The sequence below is a fragment of the Aliiroseovarius marinus genome, from assembly GCF_004360145.1.
GTDB lineage: Bacteria > Pseudomonadota > Alphaproteobacteria > Rhodobacterales > Rhodobacteraceae > Aliiroseovarius > Aliiroseovarius marinus.
In genome coordinates this window covers 1-17021 of the sequence record NZ_SAIT01000003.1, presented here as the reverse complement: position 1 = coordinate 17021, position 17021 = coordinate 1, and the positions used below count along the sequence as shown (strand labels likewise).

At 60.4% G+C, this 17021-nt stretch carries 11 protein-coding genes; 9 read left to right on the top strand and 2 right to left on the bottom strand.

All coding sequences use genetic code 11. From position 1 onward, the window contains the following. Positions 1-118 precede the first annotated feature (118 nt). From cobS to EOL43_RS09820, 4 genes are all read left to right on the top strand, one after another. On the top strand, positions 119-1105 hold the full coding sequence (gene cobS / locus EOL43_RS09835; protein WP_133488051.1) for a cobaltochelatase subunit CobS: 987 nt from the start codon (positions 119-121) through the stop codon (positions 1103-1105). Positions 1106-1258: 153 nt separating this feature from the next. Further along, complete coding sequence (cobT, locus tag EOL43_RS09830) at positions 1259-3133, top strand: cobaltochelatase subunit CobT (protein ID WP_133488049.1); 1875 nt, start codon at positions 1259-1261, stop codon at positions 3131-3133. 212 nt (positions 3134-3345) lie between these two features. After that, on the top strand, positions 3346-5142 hold the full coding sequence (locus tag EOL43_RS09825) for an aminopeptidase P family protein (protein ID WP_133488047.1): 1797 nt from the start codon (positions 3346-3348) through the stop codon (positions 5140-5142). Between the two features lie 61 nt (positions 5143-5203). Further along, a complete protein-coding gene (locus tag EOL43_RS09820; RefSeq protein ID WP_133488045.1) occupies positions 5204-5545 on the top strand; it encodes a DUF427 domain-containing protein in 342 nt (113 codons plus the stop codon). 9 nt (positions 5546-5554) lie between these two features. On the opposite strand, the gene EOL43_RS09815 is transcribed toward EOL43_RS09820, so the two are convergent. Next, complete coding sequence (locus EOL43_RS09815; RefSeq protein WP_133488043.1) at positions 5555-6682, bottom strand: anhydro-N-acetylmuramic acid kinase; 1128 nt, start codon at positions 6680-6682, stop codon at positions 5555-5557. Positions 6683-6759: 77 nt separating this feature from the next. Between EOL43_RS09815 and tyrS the strand changes: the two genes are divergently transcribed. The 5 genes from tyrS (at position 6760) to EOL43_RS09790 (ending at position 13690) form a co-directional block, all read left to right on the top strand. After that, positions 6760-8013: a tyrosine--tRNA ligase gene (gene tyrS / locus EOL43_RS09810; RefSeq protein ID WP_133488828.1), complete on the top strand. Its 1254-nt coding sequence runs from the start codon at positions 6760-6762 to the stop codon at positions 8011-8013. Between the two features lie 160 nt (positions 8014-8173). After that, a complete protein-coding gene (locus EOL43_RS09805; RefSeq protein ID WP_240686519.1) occupies positions 8174-9364 on the top strand; it encodes an aminotransferase in 1191 nt (396 codons plus the stop codon). Between the two features lie 81 nt (positions 9365-9445). Beyond that, positions 9446-11287, top strand: a complete 1842-nt coding sequence (locus tag EOL43_RS09800; RefSeq protein WP_133488042.1) for a peptidyl-prolyl cis-trans isomerase — start codon at positions 9446-9448, stop codon at positions 11285-11287. Positions 11288-11308: 21 nt separating this feature from the next. Continuing rightward, positions 11309-12820: an anthranilate synthase component I gene (gene trpE / locus EOL43_RS09795; RefSeq protein WP_133488040.1), complete on the top strand. Its 1512-nt coding sequence runs from the start codon at positions 11309-11311 to the stop codon at positions 12818-12820. Positions 12821-12895: 75 nt separating this feature from the next. Further along, entirely contained in the window at positions 12896-13690 is a 795-nt protein-coding gene (locus EOL43_RS09790; RefSeq protein WP_133488038.1) for a pyrroline-5-carboxylate reductase family protein, read from the top strand. 314 nt (positions 13691-14004) lie between these two features. On the opposite strand, the gene EOL43_RS09780 is transcribed toward EOL43_RS09790, so the two are convergent. Continuing rightward, a complete protein-coding gene (locus EOL43_RS09780) occupies positions 14005-16893 on the bottom strand; it encodes a Tn3 family transposase (protein ID WP_240686518.1) in 2889 nt (962 codons plus the stop codon). Positions 16894-17021: the final 128 nt, after the last annotated feature.

Sequence of the window (17021 nt, the reverse complement as noted above, 5' to 3'; positions counted from 1 at the left end):
TTGCCCAGCGTCAGCTTTTCCCCCCGCTTCCCCTTGCACGAGTGATCCACATCGGGCATCACGTCCGTAACACTAGATATGAGCGCGCAATGGGGCGCGCGGCAGAAGGATCCTCCACATGGCAGACGGCACTCTGGATATGAACGCGAAACCGACCGAAGATATTTCGGTGCGCGAGGTTTTCGGCATCGACAGCGATATGATCGTGAAGGGCTTTGCCGAGCGCACCGACCGCGTGCCGGAAATCGACAGCACCTATAAGTTCGATCCGGACACAACGCTGGCCATTCTGGCGGGCTTCTCGCACAACCGCCGGGTGATGGTTCAGGGCTATCACGGGACGGGTAAATCGACCCATATCGAACAGGTTGCGGCTCGTCTGAACTGGCCCGCCGTGCGTGTGAACCTTGATAGCCACATCAGCCGGATTGACCTGATCGGTAAGGATGCCATCAAGCTGAAAGACGGCATGCAGGTGACCGAGTTTCAGGAAGGCATTCTGCCTTGGGCTTTGCGCAACCCCACGGCCATTGTGTTCGACGAATACGATGCGGGTCGTGCGGACGTGATGTTCGTCATCCAGCGTGTGTTGGAACATGACGGCAAGCTGACCCTTCTGGACCAGAACGAGGTCATCACCCCCCACCCGTCCTTCCGCCTGTTTGCCACCGCGAACACCGTGGGTCTGGGCGACACAACGGGGCTGTATCACGGCGTGCAGCAGATCAACCAAGCCCAGATGGACCGCTGGTCGCTGGTCGCCACTTTGAACTATCTGTCGCACGACGCGGAAACCAACATCGTGCTGGCGAAGAACCCGTTCCTGAACACCGAGTCCGGTCGCCAGACCGTCAGCCAGATGGTCACCGTTGCGGACCTGACCCGCACGGCCTTCATGAACGGCGATCTGTCGACGGTGATGAGCCCGCGAACCGTGATCAACTGGGCGCAAAACGCATCCATCTTCCGCTCGGTCGGCTATGCCTTCCGCCTGTCGTTCCTGAACAAATGCGACGAGCTGGAGCGCCAGATCGTGGCTGAGTTCTATCAGCGTTGCTTCGACGAGGAACTGCCAGAGAGCGCGGTGAGCATGAGCTTGGGGTGACTTCCAAGCGATTGATATCAGATTGCACCGCCCGGTCGACAGACCGGGCAGCGCCGACCCGCCCCCATGGGGCGGCGCTTACGCGCCACCCCGCGGGTCTTCACCGCCCTCATCGCGATGACGCGTTGAACCGTGGATCGATAGGCCAATAGAATGAAAAAACCCACCGATAACCCCGCTGATCCGTTCAAGAAAGCGCTGGCTGAGGCGACGAAGACGCTTGCCGACGAGCCAGAGCTGTCGGTCAGCTTTACGGTGGACCCCTCGGGTGTTAGCCGCGACGCGATGCGCCTGCCTCAGGTCACGCGGCGGATGACCAAGGACGAGGTGTTGTTGGCCCGTGGCACGGCGGATGCCTATGCCATGAAGCTGCGCTATCACGACGAAGCGACCTTTGCGAAATACGCCCCCGCGGGCAACATGGCGCGCGAGATCTATGACGCGATGGAAACCGCCCGCTGCGAGGCGTTGGGGGCCCGCGACATGCCAGGAACAGCGGGCAATATCGACGCCAAGATCGGGCACGAGGCCGAACGTCTGGGCTATGACCAGATCACCGCCGCCGCCGACGCCCCCCTACCCGTCGCCGCCGGATACCTAATGCGCCATCTGGCGACGGGGCGTGATCTGCCCACGGCTGCCGACAACGTGATGGGTCTGTGGCGCGATTTCATCGAAGCGCAATGTGGCGAACATCTGGACGACCTGACCGGCGCTTTGGCTGATCAGCAGGCGTTCTCGCGTTTTGCCCGCCAGATCATCGAGGATCTGGGCTATGGCGACCAGCTGGGCGATGACCCGGATGCCGACGACGAGGACACCGAGGACGAGGCCCAGCCCGAAGACGACGAGGCGCAGGACGATCCGAACTCGGAGCAGTCTCAGGACGAAGAAGAGGCTGACGCCGATCCCGAACGCTCGCAAGACGAGCAGATGGATCCGTCCGAGGCGCAGGTCACCCTTGATGACATGGCCGAGGATGAGGTGGGCGAAGAGGCGGAAATGCCTGACGCGGACGCCCCGCCCGAGCCGCCGACGCCTCAGCCCGCATCGGATGCGGACCCGGATTATCTGGTTTTCCACAATGAGCACGACGAAGAGGTCATGGCCGAAGATCTGGCCGAGCCTGCCGAGTTGGAACGCCTGCGCGCCTATCTGGACCAACAGCTAGAGCCTTTGAAGGGCGCTGTGTCGCGTTTGGCGAACAAGCTGCAGCGCCGGTTGCAGGCCCAGCAGAACCGTTCGTGGCTGTTTGACCTTGAAGAAGGCATTCTGGACGCAGGCCGTCTGGCCCGTGTGGTCGCGAACCCCACGACGCCCCTGTCCTTCAAGCAGGAAAAAGACACTGAATTCCGTGACACGGTTGTGACGCTGCTTTTGGACAACTCGGGCTCGATGCGCGGACGCCCGATTTCGATCGCGGCGATCTGTGCTGACGTTCTGTCGCGCACGCTAGAACGCTGCCAGGTGAAGGTCGAGGTTCTGGGCTTCACCACCCGTGCCTGGAAAGGTGGCCTTGCGCGCGAGAAATGGCTCGCCGATGGCCGTCCGCAACAGCCGGGCCGTCTGAACGATCTGCGCCACATCATCTATAAACAGGCCGATGCCCCAATGCGCCGCACGCGGGACAATCTGGGCCTGATGATGAAAGAGGGCCTGTTGAAGGAAAACATCGACGGCGAGGCGCTGGAATGGGCGCACCGCCGGATCGTGGCGCGGCCCGAGCAGCGTAAGATCCTGATGGTGATTTCCGATGGTGCTCCGGTGGACGATTCAACTCTGTCCGTGAACCCCGCGAATTATCTGGAAAAACACCTGCGCGATGTGATCGAGATGGTCGAGAAGCGCAAACAGGTCGAGCTTCTGGCCATCGGGATCGGCCATGACGTGACGAGGTACTATGAACGCGCCGTCACGATCACCGATGCAGAACAACTGGCCGGGGCGATCACCGAACAGCTTGCCGCGCTTTTCGACAGCGATCCGCGTGCCCGTGCCCGCGTCATGGGGATCAAGAAAGCCATCTAAAGCGTTTTGCGATAAACTTGAGCTACAGGTTTATCGCAAAACGCACGCCACATTGATACCTCGCGCTGCGTTTCGTTTTCCCCCGTGAAGGGTTGAAATCGAAACGCTTTACCCCCTTTTCACCGCGCCCGTTTCGCGGCATGTTGCGCCCAACACGCGCCCGCCCTCCGCGGGCGTGTTTTTTAGTGCGCAAACCGATTTCGGAGACCTCGATGTTCCAGAGCTTCACCACCACCGCCGATCCAAGCAAAGGGGCCGCCCGTTTGGACCGCCTGCGCCGCGCGATGGGGATGAAAGGATTGGACGGGTTCTTTGTGCCGCGCGCGGATGCGCATCAAGGTGAGTATGTTGCGGACTGTGACGCCCGGCTTGCGTGGCTGACTGGGTTTACGGGCTCGGCCGGGTTCTGCATTGCGCTGAAAAGTGTGGCTGGTGTTTTCGTGGATGGACGCTATCGCGTTCAGGTGCGTGAACAAGCCGATATGACCGCTTTCTCACCTGTCGATTGGCCCGAGGTTCAGCCGGGTGATTGGCTGAAGGAACAGATCTCGGGCAAAGCGCGGATCGGGTTTGACCCGTGGCTGCATACGAAATCCGAGATCGAAAGGATCGAGAAAGCTCTGGATGGCACTGGTGTCACGCTGGTGCCCACCGACAATCTCATCGACCAGATTTGGGAGGACCGCCCTGCCCCACCCAGCGGCAAGATCATCGAGCAGCCCCTTGAATTCGCAGGGCAATCCAGCGCAGCGAAACGGGGCGAGTTGGCGGACGAGCTATTGGCTAAGGGTCAGAAGGCCTGCGCCATCACGCTGTCCGACAGCATTGCGTGGCTTCTGAATATCCGGGGCAACGACATCCCCTGCATCCCCGTGGTGCAAGGTTTTGCGATCTTGGGCGACGATGCTTCGGTCCAGTTTTTCGCCACGGATGGCCGGGCGGTCGAAGCTCCGTTCGATGCGGATGTCTCGCTGCACCCGATCCGCGATTTTCAAACTGCGCTCAAACGTCTGGACGGCCCGGTGCGCGTGGACCGTGCGTCGGCCCCTTATGCGGTCTGGCAAATCTTGTCGGAAGCCGGGATCCAGATCGACTGGGCCGAAGATCCCGCGATCCTGCCCAAGGCGCAGAAGAACCCGACCGAGCTGAAAGGCGCCCGTGCCGCGCACCTGCGCGATGCGGCTGCGGTGGTCGAGTTTCTGGCGTGGTTTGAGGCCAGCGACAAGACCAGCCTGACCGAGATTGATTTGGTCACACAGTTGGAAGAAAAACGCCGCGCCACAAATGCGCTGATGGACATCTCGTTCGAGACCATCGCCGGCGCCGGCCCCAATGGCGCAATCATGCATTACCGTGTGACCGAGGATACGAACCGCCCCTTGGAAGACGGCAATCTGGTGGTTCTGGACAGCGGTGGGCAGTATCGCGATGGCACGACGGACATCACCCGTGTCTTGCGCGTGGGCGAGATCGGAGACGAGGAAAAACGCTGCTATACTCGTGTGTTGCAGGGCATGGTTGCCTTGTCGCGTACCTATTTTCCGAAGGGCCGCACAGGCCGCGATCTAGACCCGATCGCACGTTACCCTCTTTGGGCTGCGCATCAGGATTTCAATCACGGCACCGGGCATGGCGTCGGCGCCTATCTGTCGGTCCATGAAGGGCCGCAGCGGTTCTCTCCGATCTCGGATACCGAGCTTTTGCCGGGCATGATCCTGTCCAACGAACCGGGGTATTACCGCAACGGCGCCTTCGGTATTCGGCTGGAAAACCTTGTGGTTGTGCAGAAAGCTCCGACACCGCCGGGCGGCGACCGCGAACGCGAGATGCTGAGCCTTGAAACACTTACATATGTGCCCGTCGACACCTCGTTGATGATTACCGAGATGCTGTCAGGTGAGGAACGCGCGTGGCTGAATGCCTATCACGCCAAAACACTGGAATTGCTGGGGTCACAGGTGTCTGACGCTGCGTTGCAATGGTTGAAAGGTGCTTGCGCGCCAATTTGACACGCGCTTTTTACACAAGATCTGTTAGGGTGCCGCAAAATCGTACGGGGAAAGAAGATCAATGACCGACAACATCATCATTCGCGCCGCTGAAGGCAAATGGACCGTACGTGCCGGGGGCGCCGTGATCGGGGAAAGCCAAGACGCCCTTGAGGTGAAGGAAGGCGATCTGCCGCCTGTGATCTATTTCCCGCGTGGCGACATCGCGATGGCGTTTCTGGACGACAGCGCGACCGTCACCACTTGCCCCTACAAGGGCGAGGCGAAGCATTTCTCGATCCAGACGAAATCGACTGTGATCGAGGATGCGGCCTGGTCCTATGACGCCCCGATCGAGGATCTTGAGCAGATCAAGGGCCATGTGGCCTTCTATGGTGACAAGGCCACCGTCGCGCGCACCTAAGCCCGTATTTCAGCTGTTTTTGGGGTTAGAGAGTTTGCCGCCCCCGACCGGAGCGGCAACGCCTGTCGTGCTCGGCCCCGATGTCGGCAGCCCGCGCGCGACGCGTACAGCAAGATAGGCAAAGGCCTGCGCTTCCAGCATGTCTCCGTCCAGCCCCGTGTCGTCGATATCCTGCACAGGCACGGACAGACGCGCAAAGAGTTCCTGCATGATGGCTGCGTTCTTGCGTCCACCGCCGGTGACCAAAAGCCGTGTGGGCGCGCTTGGGCAATGGGTCATGCCTTGGGCGACGGCTTCGGCAGCGCAGGCGGCCAGCGTGCGGGCGGCATCTGCGTCGGACAGCGCAGCCACTGCGGGCAGCAGATCTGGAAACTGGTCCCGGTCGAGCGATTTGGGCGGTTGGCGGGTGAAATACGGGTGGTCCAAGAAGGCCTGCACGATGCCCTCGTCGGACCGGCCAGACAGCGCCAATGCGCCGCCTTGATCCAAAGCCACACCGCGCCGCGCCAACATCAGATCGTTGATCGGCGCGTTCGCGGGGCCTGTGTCGAAGGCAATACAGGCGCTTGGTGCCTCGGGCACATCGATGCGCGGGTCCACCCATGTGACATTGCCAACGCCGCCGAGGTTCAGGAACGCTATAGGAGCATCCGCCCCGATGAACCGCGCGCAGGCATGGTGGAAGAAAGGGGCAAGCGGTGCGCCCTCGCCGCCTTCGGCCACATCTTCGCTGCGGAAATCCCAGATGACAGGTACGCGCAGCATATCGGCTAGCACCTGCCCATCGCCTGCTTGGTGCGTACGTCCACCTTCTGGATCATGGGCCAGCGTTTGTCCGTGATAGCCCAGAAGGTCCGCTGAAGTCTTTGCCAACAGCGTCCGTGCCAAGGCGATATGCGCGGCTTCGCTGACCTGCGCGGCGAGTGCCACATCCGGCCCGTCCGGCCACTGTCCAAGAGCTGCGCGCAGATTGCCCCGCTGGGCGTCGGTGTAGTCCGTATAGGCGCTCGGCCCGAAGGCATGAATGCGGGTGCCGTCGGTCTGAACAAGGGCTGCGTCCACACCGTCCAGTGAGGTGCCGGACATCATCCCCAGCGCCCAAATCGGCCCCGTCTTCGCCCCATTCTCATCCGCCATCGCCAACACGCTCTTTCCCTTTTGGCGGCCCCCGTCTATACGGAAGCCCAACGAAAGATAGGATGGACCGAAATACGATGACCTACCACCCGAAATCCGACTTCATGCGTGTGATGATCGAGCGCGGCTTTCTGGCCGATTGCACCGATTATCAATCGCTGGACGAAGCTTTGGTTGAAGGTGTCGTGCCGGCCTATATCGGCTTTGACGCCACCGCAAAATCGCTGCATGTCGGGTCGCTGATCCAGATCATGATGCTGCGCTGGTTGCAAAAGACTGGCCACCAGCCGATCACCCTGATGGGCGGCGGTACGACCAAGGTGGGCGACCCGTCCTTCCGCGCGGACGAGCGTCCGCTGCTGACGCCGGACCAGATCGACGACAACATCGCGGGCATCAAGAAGGTGTTTGCCAGCTATATCGATTATGACAGCGAAGGCCCGACCAAGGCGCTGATGCTGAACAACGCCGAGTGGCTGGACGATCTGAACTACCTCGATTTCCTGCGCGACATTGGCCGGCATTTCTCGGTCAACCGGATGCTGTCTTTTGAAAGCGTGAAATCGCGCCTGGATCGCGAGCAAAGCCTGAGCTTTCTTGAGTTCAACTACATGATCCTGCAGGCCTATGACTTTCTCGAGCTGAACCGCCGCTATGGCTGTCTCTTGCAGATGGGTGGCTCGGACCAGTGGGGCAACATCGTGAACGGGATCGACCTGACCCGCCGCGTTCTAGACAGCCAAATCTTCGGCCTGACCTCACCGCTGCTGACGACCTCGGACGGCAAGAAAATGGGCAAGTCCTTGAATGGCGCGATTTGGCTGAACGCCGACATGCTGTCGCCGTACGAATTCTGGCAGTTCTGGCGCAACACGACGGATGCAGATGTGGGCCGCTTCCTGAAGCTTTACACTGAGCTGCCCATTGAAGAATGCGATCGTCTGGGCGCGCTGGAAGGTCAGGCGATCAACGATGCGAAGATCATCTTGGCCAACGAAGTGACCACGCTGGCCCATGGCGCCGAGGCTGCGGCGGCGGCTGAAGCCACCGCGCGCGAAGTGTTTGAAAAAGGCGGCACGGGCGACGACCTGCCAACCGTCGCGCTGTCTGCCGACGATCTGGGCGACGGTGTCTCGATCATTCAGCTGTTTGTGAAGGCAGGGCTGGTGAAATCGGGCAAGGAAGCCAAGCGTCTGATCGCGGAAAACGGCGCCAAGGTGAATGACGAAGCCTTGACGGACATGCGGATGATCGGCGCGGATGATCTGGCCGAGCCGATGAAACTGTCGGCAGGCAAGAAGCGTCACGCGCTGGTGGTTTTGGAAGGCTGATCCTGCGGGGGGTGTCGGTGGCTCACGTCGTGAGCCTGAGGGGCGCTGCCCCTCTGCGCTTTGCGCATTCACCCCGAGGTATTTTGGGCAAGAGGAAGGGGCGTAGACATGCATTGTCGCGCCCATTTGTCGTTGATAGGGTCCGTGTGAAACCTTTCGCATGAGGCCCAAGATGCTTTTGAACCCCAACCTTGCCAACACGTTTTCGCCCCCGGTCATGGAGGCGCGGCGCTGGTTGGAGGGCAAGAGTTTTGCGCCGGATCAGCCGCTGATCAATGTCAGCCAGGCCGCCCCCGTGGATCCGCCCCCCGAAGCAATGCGCGAGGCGATGGCAGATGCGGTTCTCCGCCTGCCGGAAACCCATCTTTATGGGCCGGTTCTGGGGCTGCCCGCGTTGCGCGATGAGCTGGCGTTCAACATCAACCGTCACTATGGTGCGGACGTGTCTTCGCAGAATGTGGCGATCACCTCGGGCTGTAATCAGGCATTTGCGGCAGTGATTAGCACTTTGGCTGCACCAGGGGATGAGGTCATTCTGCCAACCCCCTGGTATTTCAATCATAAAATGTGGCTTGATATGGGAGGGATCACGGCGGTGCCGCTGGCGACAGGGAACGATCTGCTGCCCGATCCGGACAAAGCCGCGGCGCTGATCACACCGCGCACCCGCGCGATTGCGCTGGTGACGCCCAATAACCCGACCGGGGTGGAGTACCCATCCGATCTGATCGCCGCCTTCCGCGATCTTGCGCGCGCCCGAGGGATTGCCCTGATCATCGACGAGACCTATCGCGATTTTCACAGTCAAGACGGGGCACCGCATGACCTTCTGGCCGATCCCGACTGGGACGATACGGTCATTCAGGTGTATTCATTCTCGAAATCTTATCGCCTGACCGGGCACCGGGTTGGCTCGGTGCTGTCCTCGCCCGCCCGTCTGTTAGAGATCGAGAAGTTTCTGGACACCGTCACCATCTGCCCCGCGCAGTTGGGGCAGCACGCGGCGCTTTGGGGATTGCGCAATTTGGACGAATGGCTGGCGGGTGAACGGATCGAGATTCTGTCCCGCGCTCAGTCCATGCGTGACGGCGTCGCGCCCTTGGCGGAACGCGGGTGGAAATTGATGGGCTGCGGAGCGTATTTTGCCTATTTGCAGCACCCGTTCGACATGCCCTCGGACCAGTTGGCGCAAGCTTTGGTCGACCAGGCCAGCCTGCTGGCGTTGCCCGGCACGATGTTCACGCCAGAAGGCGATAAAAGCGGGGCGCAGCAGTTGCGCGTGGCCTTTGCCAACATCGATGCGACGGGCATTCAGACCGCTTTGTCCCGGCTGGCGGCATTTCAGCCCTAATCCCCTGCGCAGGGCGGCTTGGCAATCGGTCATGAACCGCCTACAAACCCCGTTAACAGTCTGATGAAAAGGAAAGCGTCCATGGCGACTGGCAAGGCTTCTCGTACCTTCGGTTGGATCCTGATGGGTCTGGTGATGGTGGGACTCGTAGGGTTCGGGTCCACGAATTTCGGAGGCTCTGGCCGGTCGATTGGCACGGTGGGCGACACCGAGATTGATGCGCGCCGCTATTCGCGCGAGCTTCAGTCCGAGCTGAACGCGTTCGAGGCGCAGACCGGTCAGCGCCTGACCATGCAACAGGCGCAAGCTTTCGGTGTGGATCAGCAGGTGCTGGCCCGTGTGATCGCTGCTGTCGCGCTTGAGGACGAAACCGCGCGCCTTGGGATTTCGGTCGGCGACGATCATCTGCGCGCGCGCATTGTCGACATTCCCGCCTTTGCCGGTGTGGATGGGCAGTTCGACCGCGAAAGCTATCGCTTTGCGCTGGAGCAGTCGGGCCTGACCGCTGCTGGTTTTGAACAATCCCTGCGCTCGGAAGTCAGCCGCCAGATCCTGCAAGCTGCCGTGACCAATGGCATTGCCGCTGACGACACCTATGTGGACACGCTCTATGCGTTTGCGCGCGAGGCGCGGAACTTCACCTGGGCCGAGCTGCCCGTGTCCAAGCTGGCGACCGCCCTGCCCGAACCGACCGAGGCCGAGCTGACAGCATATTATGACGCGAACCCTGTTGCTTTTACCCTGCCAGAGACCAAGAAGATCACCTATGCGTGGTTGGACCCGCAGTCGCTGGTCAGCGAGATCGAAGTGGACGAAGCACAGATCAAGGCGCTCTATGACGAGCGCAAGGATCAGTACAACCAGCCCGAGCGCCGTCTGGTCGAACGTCTGGTCTTCGGCACCGAAGCTGAAGCGCAGGCTGCTGCTGACGCGATTGCGGCTGGCGACACCAGCTTTGAAGCCTTGGTTACCGCGCGTGATCTGACCCTGTCGGACATTGATCTGGGTGACCAATCCAAAGCCCAGCTGGGTGCCGCCGGGGATGCGGTCTTTGCTTTGGCCGAGACCGGAATTGCTGGCCCTGCCCCCAGCGATCTTGGCCCGGCGCTGTATCGCGTGAACGCCATCCTTGTGGCCCAGAACACCCCGTTCGAGGACGTGCGCGATGACTTGAACGCTGAACTGGCCTCGGATGTGGCCCGCCGTCGCGTGGGTGACATGGTGGCCGAGCTGGATGATCTGATGGCCGGTGGCGCGACGCTGGAAGAGATCACCGAAAGCCACAACATGGTGCTGGAACAGATCGACTGGACGGCCGAAACCTCGGACGGCATTGCTGCTTATGAAGCCTTCCGCGAGGCCGCGAGCGCTGCCGTTGACGGCGACTTCCCGGAAATCACGCTGATGTCCGATGGCGGCGTCTTTGCCCTGCGCGTTGATGCGTTGGAGCCGTCGCGCGTGCAGGAGCAAGCCGAAGTGACCGAGGCCGTGCTAGCGGGTTGGCAGGCAGAAAAGCGTCTGGAGCTTCTGGCCGAGGAAGCCCGCGCCATGATCCCGTCGCTGGAAGGTGGCGAAAGCCTTGCCTCGCTCGGGCTGACCGAAGTGGTTGAAGAAGGCCAAGAGCGCGATGCCTTTGTCGAAGGCACCCCGCCCGCCTTCCTGACCGAAGTGTTCGCGATGGACGCCGGTGACTGGCAGGTCGTGCCCTCGACTGACGGTGTGATCCTTGTGCGTCTGGACGCGGTTGTACCCGTCGACCAAAACAGCGACGAAGCCACCGCGATCAAGGCCAATTTCGCCGCGCAAACCGCGCAGGAAATCGCCATCGACATCGAGAACGCCTTTGCGCGCGCCGTTCAGACCAAGGCGGGGATCGAACTGAACCGCCCGATGATCAACGCCGTAAACGCGCAGTTCCAGTAACCTCCGACCGGGAAGACATACATGGCCCTTACGCCCTCGTTTGAAGAGTTCGAAGCCGGTTGGAATGCTGGCAATAACCAAGTGGTCTATACGCGCTTGGCCGCGGATCTGGACACGCCGGTCAGCCTGATGCTGAAACTGACCGAGGCACGGCGTGACAGCTTCATGTTGGAAAGTGTGACAGGCGGCGAAGTGCGCGGTCGATACTCGATCGTCGGCATGAAACCGGACCTGATCTGGGAATGCCGGGGCGAAACCAGCCGCGTGAACCGCATGGCGCGGTTTGATGCAGAGGCCTACGACGACATGCCGGGCAACCCGCTGGACGCCTTCCGCGCCGTTCTGGCCGAAAGTGCGATTGATCTGCCGGATGATCTTCCGCAGGCATCTGCCGGGCTGTTTGGCTATCTGGGCTATGACATGATCCGTCTGGTCGAGCATCTGCCCAATGTGAACCCCGACCCGCTGGGCGTGCCGGATGCGGTGATGATGCGCCCGTCGGTCGTGGCGGTTCTGGACGGGGTGAAGGGCGACGTGACGCTGGTCTCGCCTGCGTTTGTTAGCTCGGGTCTGACGGCGAAAGCAGCCTATGCGCAAGCCGCCGAACGTGTGATGGACGCGCTGCGTGATCTGGATCGCGGCACGGCGGGCGAAACGCGCGATCTGGGCGAAGCGCAAGAGCTTGGTCCGCTGGTGTCCAACTTCTCCAAGCCCGACTATCTGGCGGCGGTCGAAAAGGCCAAGGAATACATCCGCGCGGGCGACATCTTTCAGGTGGTGCCCAGCCAGCGCTGGACCCAGAACTTCCCGCTGCCACCCTTCGCGCTTTACCGCAGCTTGCGGCGCACCAATCCCTCGCCCTTCATGTTCTATTTCAACTTCGGCGGCTTTCAGGTCGTGGGCGCGTCCCCGGAAATTCTGGTGCGCGTTTTTGATGGCGAGGTCACCATCCGCCCCATCGCAGGCACCCGCCCGCGCGGCAAGACGCCCGAGGAAGACAAAGCGCTGGAGGCCGATCTGCTGGCCGACCAGAAAGAGCTGGCCGAGCATCTGATGCTGTTGGATCTGGGGCGCAACGACACGGGAAAAGTGTCCAAGATTGGCACCGTGCGCCCGACCGAGGAGTTCATCATCGAACGCTACAGCCACGTGATGCATATCGTATCGAACGTGGTGGGCGAGTTGGCCGATGATCAGGACGCGCTGTCGGCGTTTATGGCGGGGATGCCTGCGGGGACGGTCTCGGGCGCGCCAAAGGTCCGCGCAATGGAGATCATCGATGAGCTGGAGCCGGAAAAACGCGGCGTCTATGGCGGCGGCTTGGGCTATTTCAGCGCGGGCGGCGATATGGACATGTGCATCGCCCTGCGCACCGCTGTCGTGAAGGACGAGAAGCTGTATATTCAAGCGGGTGGCGGGGTTGTCTATGACAGCGATGCCGAGGCCGAATATGAAGAGACGGTGAACAAGTCGAAGGCTATCCGGCGCGCGGCCGAGGATGCGGCCATGTTTACCCGGCGCGGCAACCGCTAAGGGGTTAGGGGCGTTGCCCCTCTGCGCTTCGCGCATTCACCCCAAGGTATTTCTGGCAAGAGGATGGGGGATGCGATGCTGAATGATCTGACTTTGGGCGTGATCGGAGGCAGCGGGCAATTGGGCTGCGCGATCATTCAAGGGCTGGTGGGCGCCAAGGCGCTTCCGGCTGAACAGATCCTTGTGGCGAACCGGAGCGGTGTTCGGGGGGATCTGCCGGACGGGGTGCGGTTGGTCTCGGACATCGACGAGATGGTCGGCGCCTGTGACGCCATCCTTCTGTCTGTCCCACCCGCCAATGCGACAGCGCTGCGCCTTCGGGCCGAGGGCAAATTGGTGCTGTCCGTTATGGCTGGGGTGAGTTTGGCCCAGATGGCCGAAATCGCGGGCCATGACCGGGTGATCCGGGCCATGTCGAGCCCAGCAGCTGCTGGGCGGTTGGCCTATTCCCCTTACATGTTGGGTGCAGGTGCGCAGGGCGATGGTGCAGTGGCGGAAGAGCTATTTGGCGCGATCGGAAAAACGGACGCTCTGACGGATGAGGCACAACTGGATGTATTTACCGCGATCACGGGCCCCGTGCCGGGGTTTGTCGCGCTGTTTGCGGATGCGATGATCAGTTTTGCCAGGGAACAGAGCGTAGACGCAGATGTGGCCGAGCGCGCGGTGCGGCAGCTCTTCTTGGCGGCGGGGAGCGAGATGGGCGCCGAAGGGCCGTCACCGGCCAAGCAGGTTCAATGGATGATCGACTATGCCGGGACAACGGCCGCCGGGCTTGAAACCATGAAGGCGGCTGGGATTGAGCGTGTGGTCCATGAAGGGCTGGAGGCGGCGGTCGAGAAATCGCGGCGGATTGCGAACCACACCTAGCCCCCCAGCATCCACTTCCCCTTCGGCCAGAACGCGTGGAACGCAAAGGCGAAGAGCACATCGTGTGGCACGTCCCTACCCTGCGCGTCGCGCACACGGATTGTGCCGACGTCGCGCCCTTTTGAGATCTGCGCCGTAGGCCCAATCGGAAGGTTTGTTCGTAGGATCCCGTTAAGGCGGAACAATGAGCGAACACTGACAATTCTACATCATCCTGCCCACTTTCTCGTCGCGTTGAGGTGCAATGGCCGGGAGATTTCGGGCTCAGCAGCCCCAGAATGCCAATCAAAATCACCGGTCAGGATGACATGCGCCTATCCAAGCGGCGATGTATGGCCAAGCAGGGTTGGATTCGGGATCTGGCCTTGGCGGGCCAGATGGTCGGCCGCCTTTTCCATATAGAGTGTATTCCAGTAAACGATTGCTGCGATAACCATGTTGAGCGCCATGGCGCGCTTCTGTTGCGCCGCGTCAGAGCGATCGTAAATGCGCCCCTGGGAATGAGCGAATACCGCCTTTGCTAAACTGTGACGCGCCTCACCCTTGTTGAGACCTGCCTGACACTCCTTCCGCAAGTCGTGATTTTCCAGCCAGTCCAGCATGAACAATGTCCGCTCAATGCGACCAATCTCGCCGAGAGCCAGATAGAGTCGGTTTTGTTGACGATATCCCCCAAGCTTTCGAAGCATTGCCGACGGCTTGATGGCCTTGGTTTTGGCACTGCCTGCAAGCCGGATCGCATCCCCCCAGTGCTGGGCAATAACGTCATCCTTGATGGAACTGCCCATCAGCGGTGCCAAAAACGGCCATTGGCGCGGGGATCCAAAGCAAGCCAGCTTTCGATCCGGAAAGTCTCGCAGGCGAGGCGTAAACTTCATACCAAGCAAATGGAACAGCGCGAAGACGTGATCAGAGACGCCCCCGGTATCGGTGTAGTGGGTGAGTGGGTTGAGCAGCATCGGGTTGCCAACCAGCCCGTCTAAAACAAAGGGCGCTTCACCCGCTGTCGCTCCAATCACGGATGAATGGAAGGACCCATAGCGACCAGACAGAAAGGAATAAATCTTCAAACCCGGATCAGGACCATACTTGGCATTGATCAGACCGCTCCCACGGTTGGCAGCAAAGAACTGCCCGTCCGAGGAGGTTGCACCAGCCTCCCCCCAATGCGCAGCAAATGGCAGTTCATGGTGAGCATCCACAAGTCGGGCCAAGGCATCGGAATAGGTTTCCGGGCGCAGATACCACATATTCGCCCAGGTCAGTTGGGAATGGCTGATGTGTTTTGAGGCATAGGCCATCCGTTCCAGACCCAGATTGCTAGCGCCTGCCAAAATGGCAGCAAGCAACACCGCAGGGTCTTCGTGATTGCGACCAGAGCGCAGGTCCGTGAAGGCATTCAGAAAGCCTGTCTGTGCGTTGACCTCCCACAGCAAATCCGTGATCCGAATGCGTGGCATAATCGCATCTATGGTCCGCTCCAAGCGCAAGGCTTCAGTCGGCGTGTCAGCTTCGTGTGGTGTGATCCGAAGTCGCCCTTTCTCCAGACGCACCCCATCGAGCACGCCCCGCTTCAGCTTGCTCTCAAACGCCGACAGTCTCGCATTCAAAACATGCCGGTGATCTGCCAGCCAAACATCGACATCCGTTTCCAGCCCCAGCTTCTTCAGTTCTGCGTCGGCGGATGCGAGAGAGATCAGGTAGCTGTCAAAGCGCCGGTAATCCTGACTGCCTTCCACCCAGACATCCCCGGCCCGCAGCCTGTCGCGCAGTGTGGCGACGACCGCGGTTTCATAGATACGGCGCTTGGGCTGACCGTCTTGAACAATCAGTTTAGACCAATGTTTGGCAGGAAAAGGCATTGGAATATCGGCTGGCAGCTTGCGTTTGCCAGATATGTTGTGATCCCTCAGCAATGTCACGGCCTTTTGCAGATCTCGCCCGGCCTCTGGTGCGCTGAATGTGAATGTTTCCAGAAATGCGGGTGCAAACTTGCGCATATAGGCATAGCGTTCCGTCGCCAGCTCCAGCGGATCACCCGTGGCCAATTCACCAAAGGTCGCGATTTCATCTCGGTATTGTAGCAAGCGATGCCAACCGATCTCACCGTCTAGGGCTTTGAAGGGATCAACTCCGGCTTCATGTGCCAACGCCATGGTATCAAGCGTCTCGCCAAAGAGCTGCATCAGACGGCCGACGCGGGCTTTTCCCATGGCCCAGACTTGATCCTGCTTGTTACTTGAGCGCGTAAATAGCTGACCTGTCAGACGCTCGAACATCGCGATGGCGGCATCGGTCAAATTAATCTGTAGGTCCATAAGCTGGGCGGCAACGGTCGCAATGCGGCGGCGCTCGCCAAAATCGTTCAGCAGACTAAGAGGGGCCACTGCACCTTCCTTTGCGAACTTGACCAGCCGTGCGGGATGGATGTCGTGGCCCAGCTCAGCCGGAAGATCCAATTCCCGGAGATAGCGTATGCGTGCCAGTAAGGCATGCATGCTGGCTGGACTGGTGGAGTGTGGGTAGCCGCGTAGCCAGGTCAAACGTGACTGGCCAAGCCCCGGATCATTGTTCAACAATTCCTGCAATGCTGCCCGTTGATCCACACTCAGCGCATCCACAATACTTGTTGCGGCATGTCGTCGGGCCGCAGCGCGGCCTTTCAAGGCCAGTCGCTCCAACGTATCTGTACTCGGTAAAACCAGATGCTGCCCACGCAATCCCGCGCAGAGCGCAGTCATAATGTCCAATCCGTGGTCCGTTGCAAAAGCCGCCTCACGCGCCAGCGATGAACCCGTATCCATATTATCAGTCTGAAACGGGCGAAGTCCGAGATGGCTCATGGCGATCTGGTGATGAACTGATCTGGTTTTGCGGTGTTGGGCATATGCCGTCAGATCGACGCCTGACACAGCCAGTTGCTCCGCCAGCCACGCTATGAATGATCTGGGAAGAACAGAGCCATCTATCCACCCCTGACCCGGATGTCTGAGCAGCGCAACATGTACCGCAAGGCCAAGGCGGTTTTCATCACGCCGCCGCGTGCGGATCAAATCATGATCCTCCCGGTTCAGGGTGTAGAAGCGGGTCAACTGCTCAGGATCTTCGGGGATACCAAACAGCTGGTGGCGGGTCTTCGCGGTCAGCAGGGAGCGTCTTGCCATGAATGTGTCCTCAAAACGGTATTGATCATTTTGAGACAAGGCATAATATAAAGACGAATAATGAGACAGGTTTCGTGGTCAGAATTCCGATTATCCGGTGATCCGCAAACCTGCCTCAAAAACGGTCGTTTTGGAGACATGACATCTGTATGAAACAAGCAGCTCTT

Excerpts from the sequence above, each read along its gene's own strand:
- EOL43_RS09800 (WP_133488042.1), top strand. The coding sequence starts at position 9,446 with ATGGCGACTGGCAAGGCTTCTCGTACCTTCGGTTGGATCCTGATGGGT.
- cobS (WP_133488051.1), top strand. The coding sequence starts at position 119 with ATGGCAGACGGCACTCTGGATATGAACGCGAAACCGACCGAAGATATT.
- EOL43_RS09825 (WP_133488047.1), top strand. The coding sequence starts at position 3,346 with ATGTTCCAGAGCTTCACCACCACCGCCGATCCAAGCAAAGGGGCCGCC.
- cobT (WP_133488049.1), top strand. The coding sequence starts at position 1,259 with ATGAAAAAACCCACCGATAACCCCGCTGATCCGTTCAAGAAAGCGCTG.
- trpE (WP_133488040.1), top strand. The coding sequence starts at position 11,309 with ATGGCCCTTACGCCCTCGTTTGAAGAGTTCGAAGCCGGTTGGAATGCT.
- EOL43_RS09820 (WP_133488045.1), top strand. The coding sequence starts at position 5,204 with ATGACCGACAACATCATCATTCGCGCCGCTGAAGGCAAATGGACCGTA.
- EOL43_RS09805 (WP_240686519.1), top strand. The coding sequence starts at position 8,174 with ATGAGGCCCAAGATGCTTTTGAACCCCAACCTTGCCAACACGTTTTCG.
- tyrS (WP_133488828.1), top strand. The coding sequence starts at position 6,760 with ATGACCTACCACCCGAAATCCGACTTCATGCGTGTGATGATCGAGCGC.
- EOL43_RS09790 (WP_133488038.1), top strand. The coding sequence starts at position 12,896 with ATGCTGAATGATCTGACTTTGGGCGTGATCGGAGGCAGCGGGCAATTG.
- EOL43_RS09815 (WP_133488043.1), bottom strand. The coding sequence starts at position 6,682 with ATGGCGGATGAGAATGGGGCGAAGACGGGGCCGATTTGGGCGCTGGGG.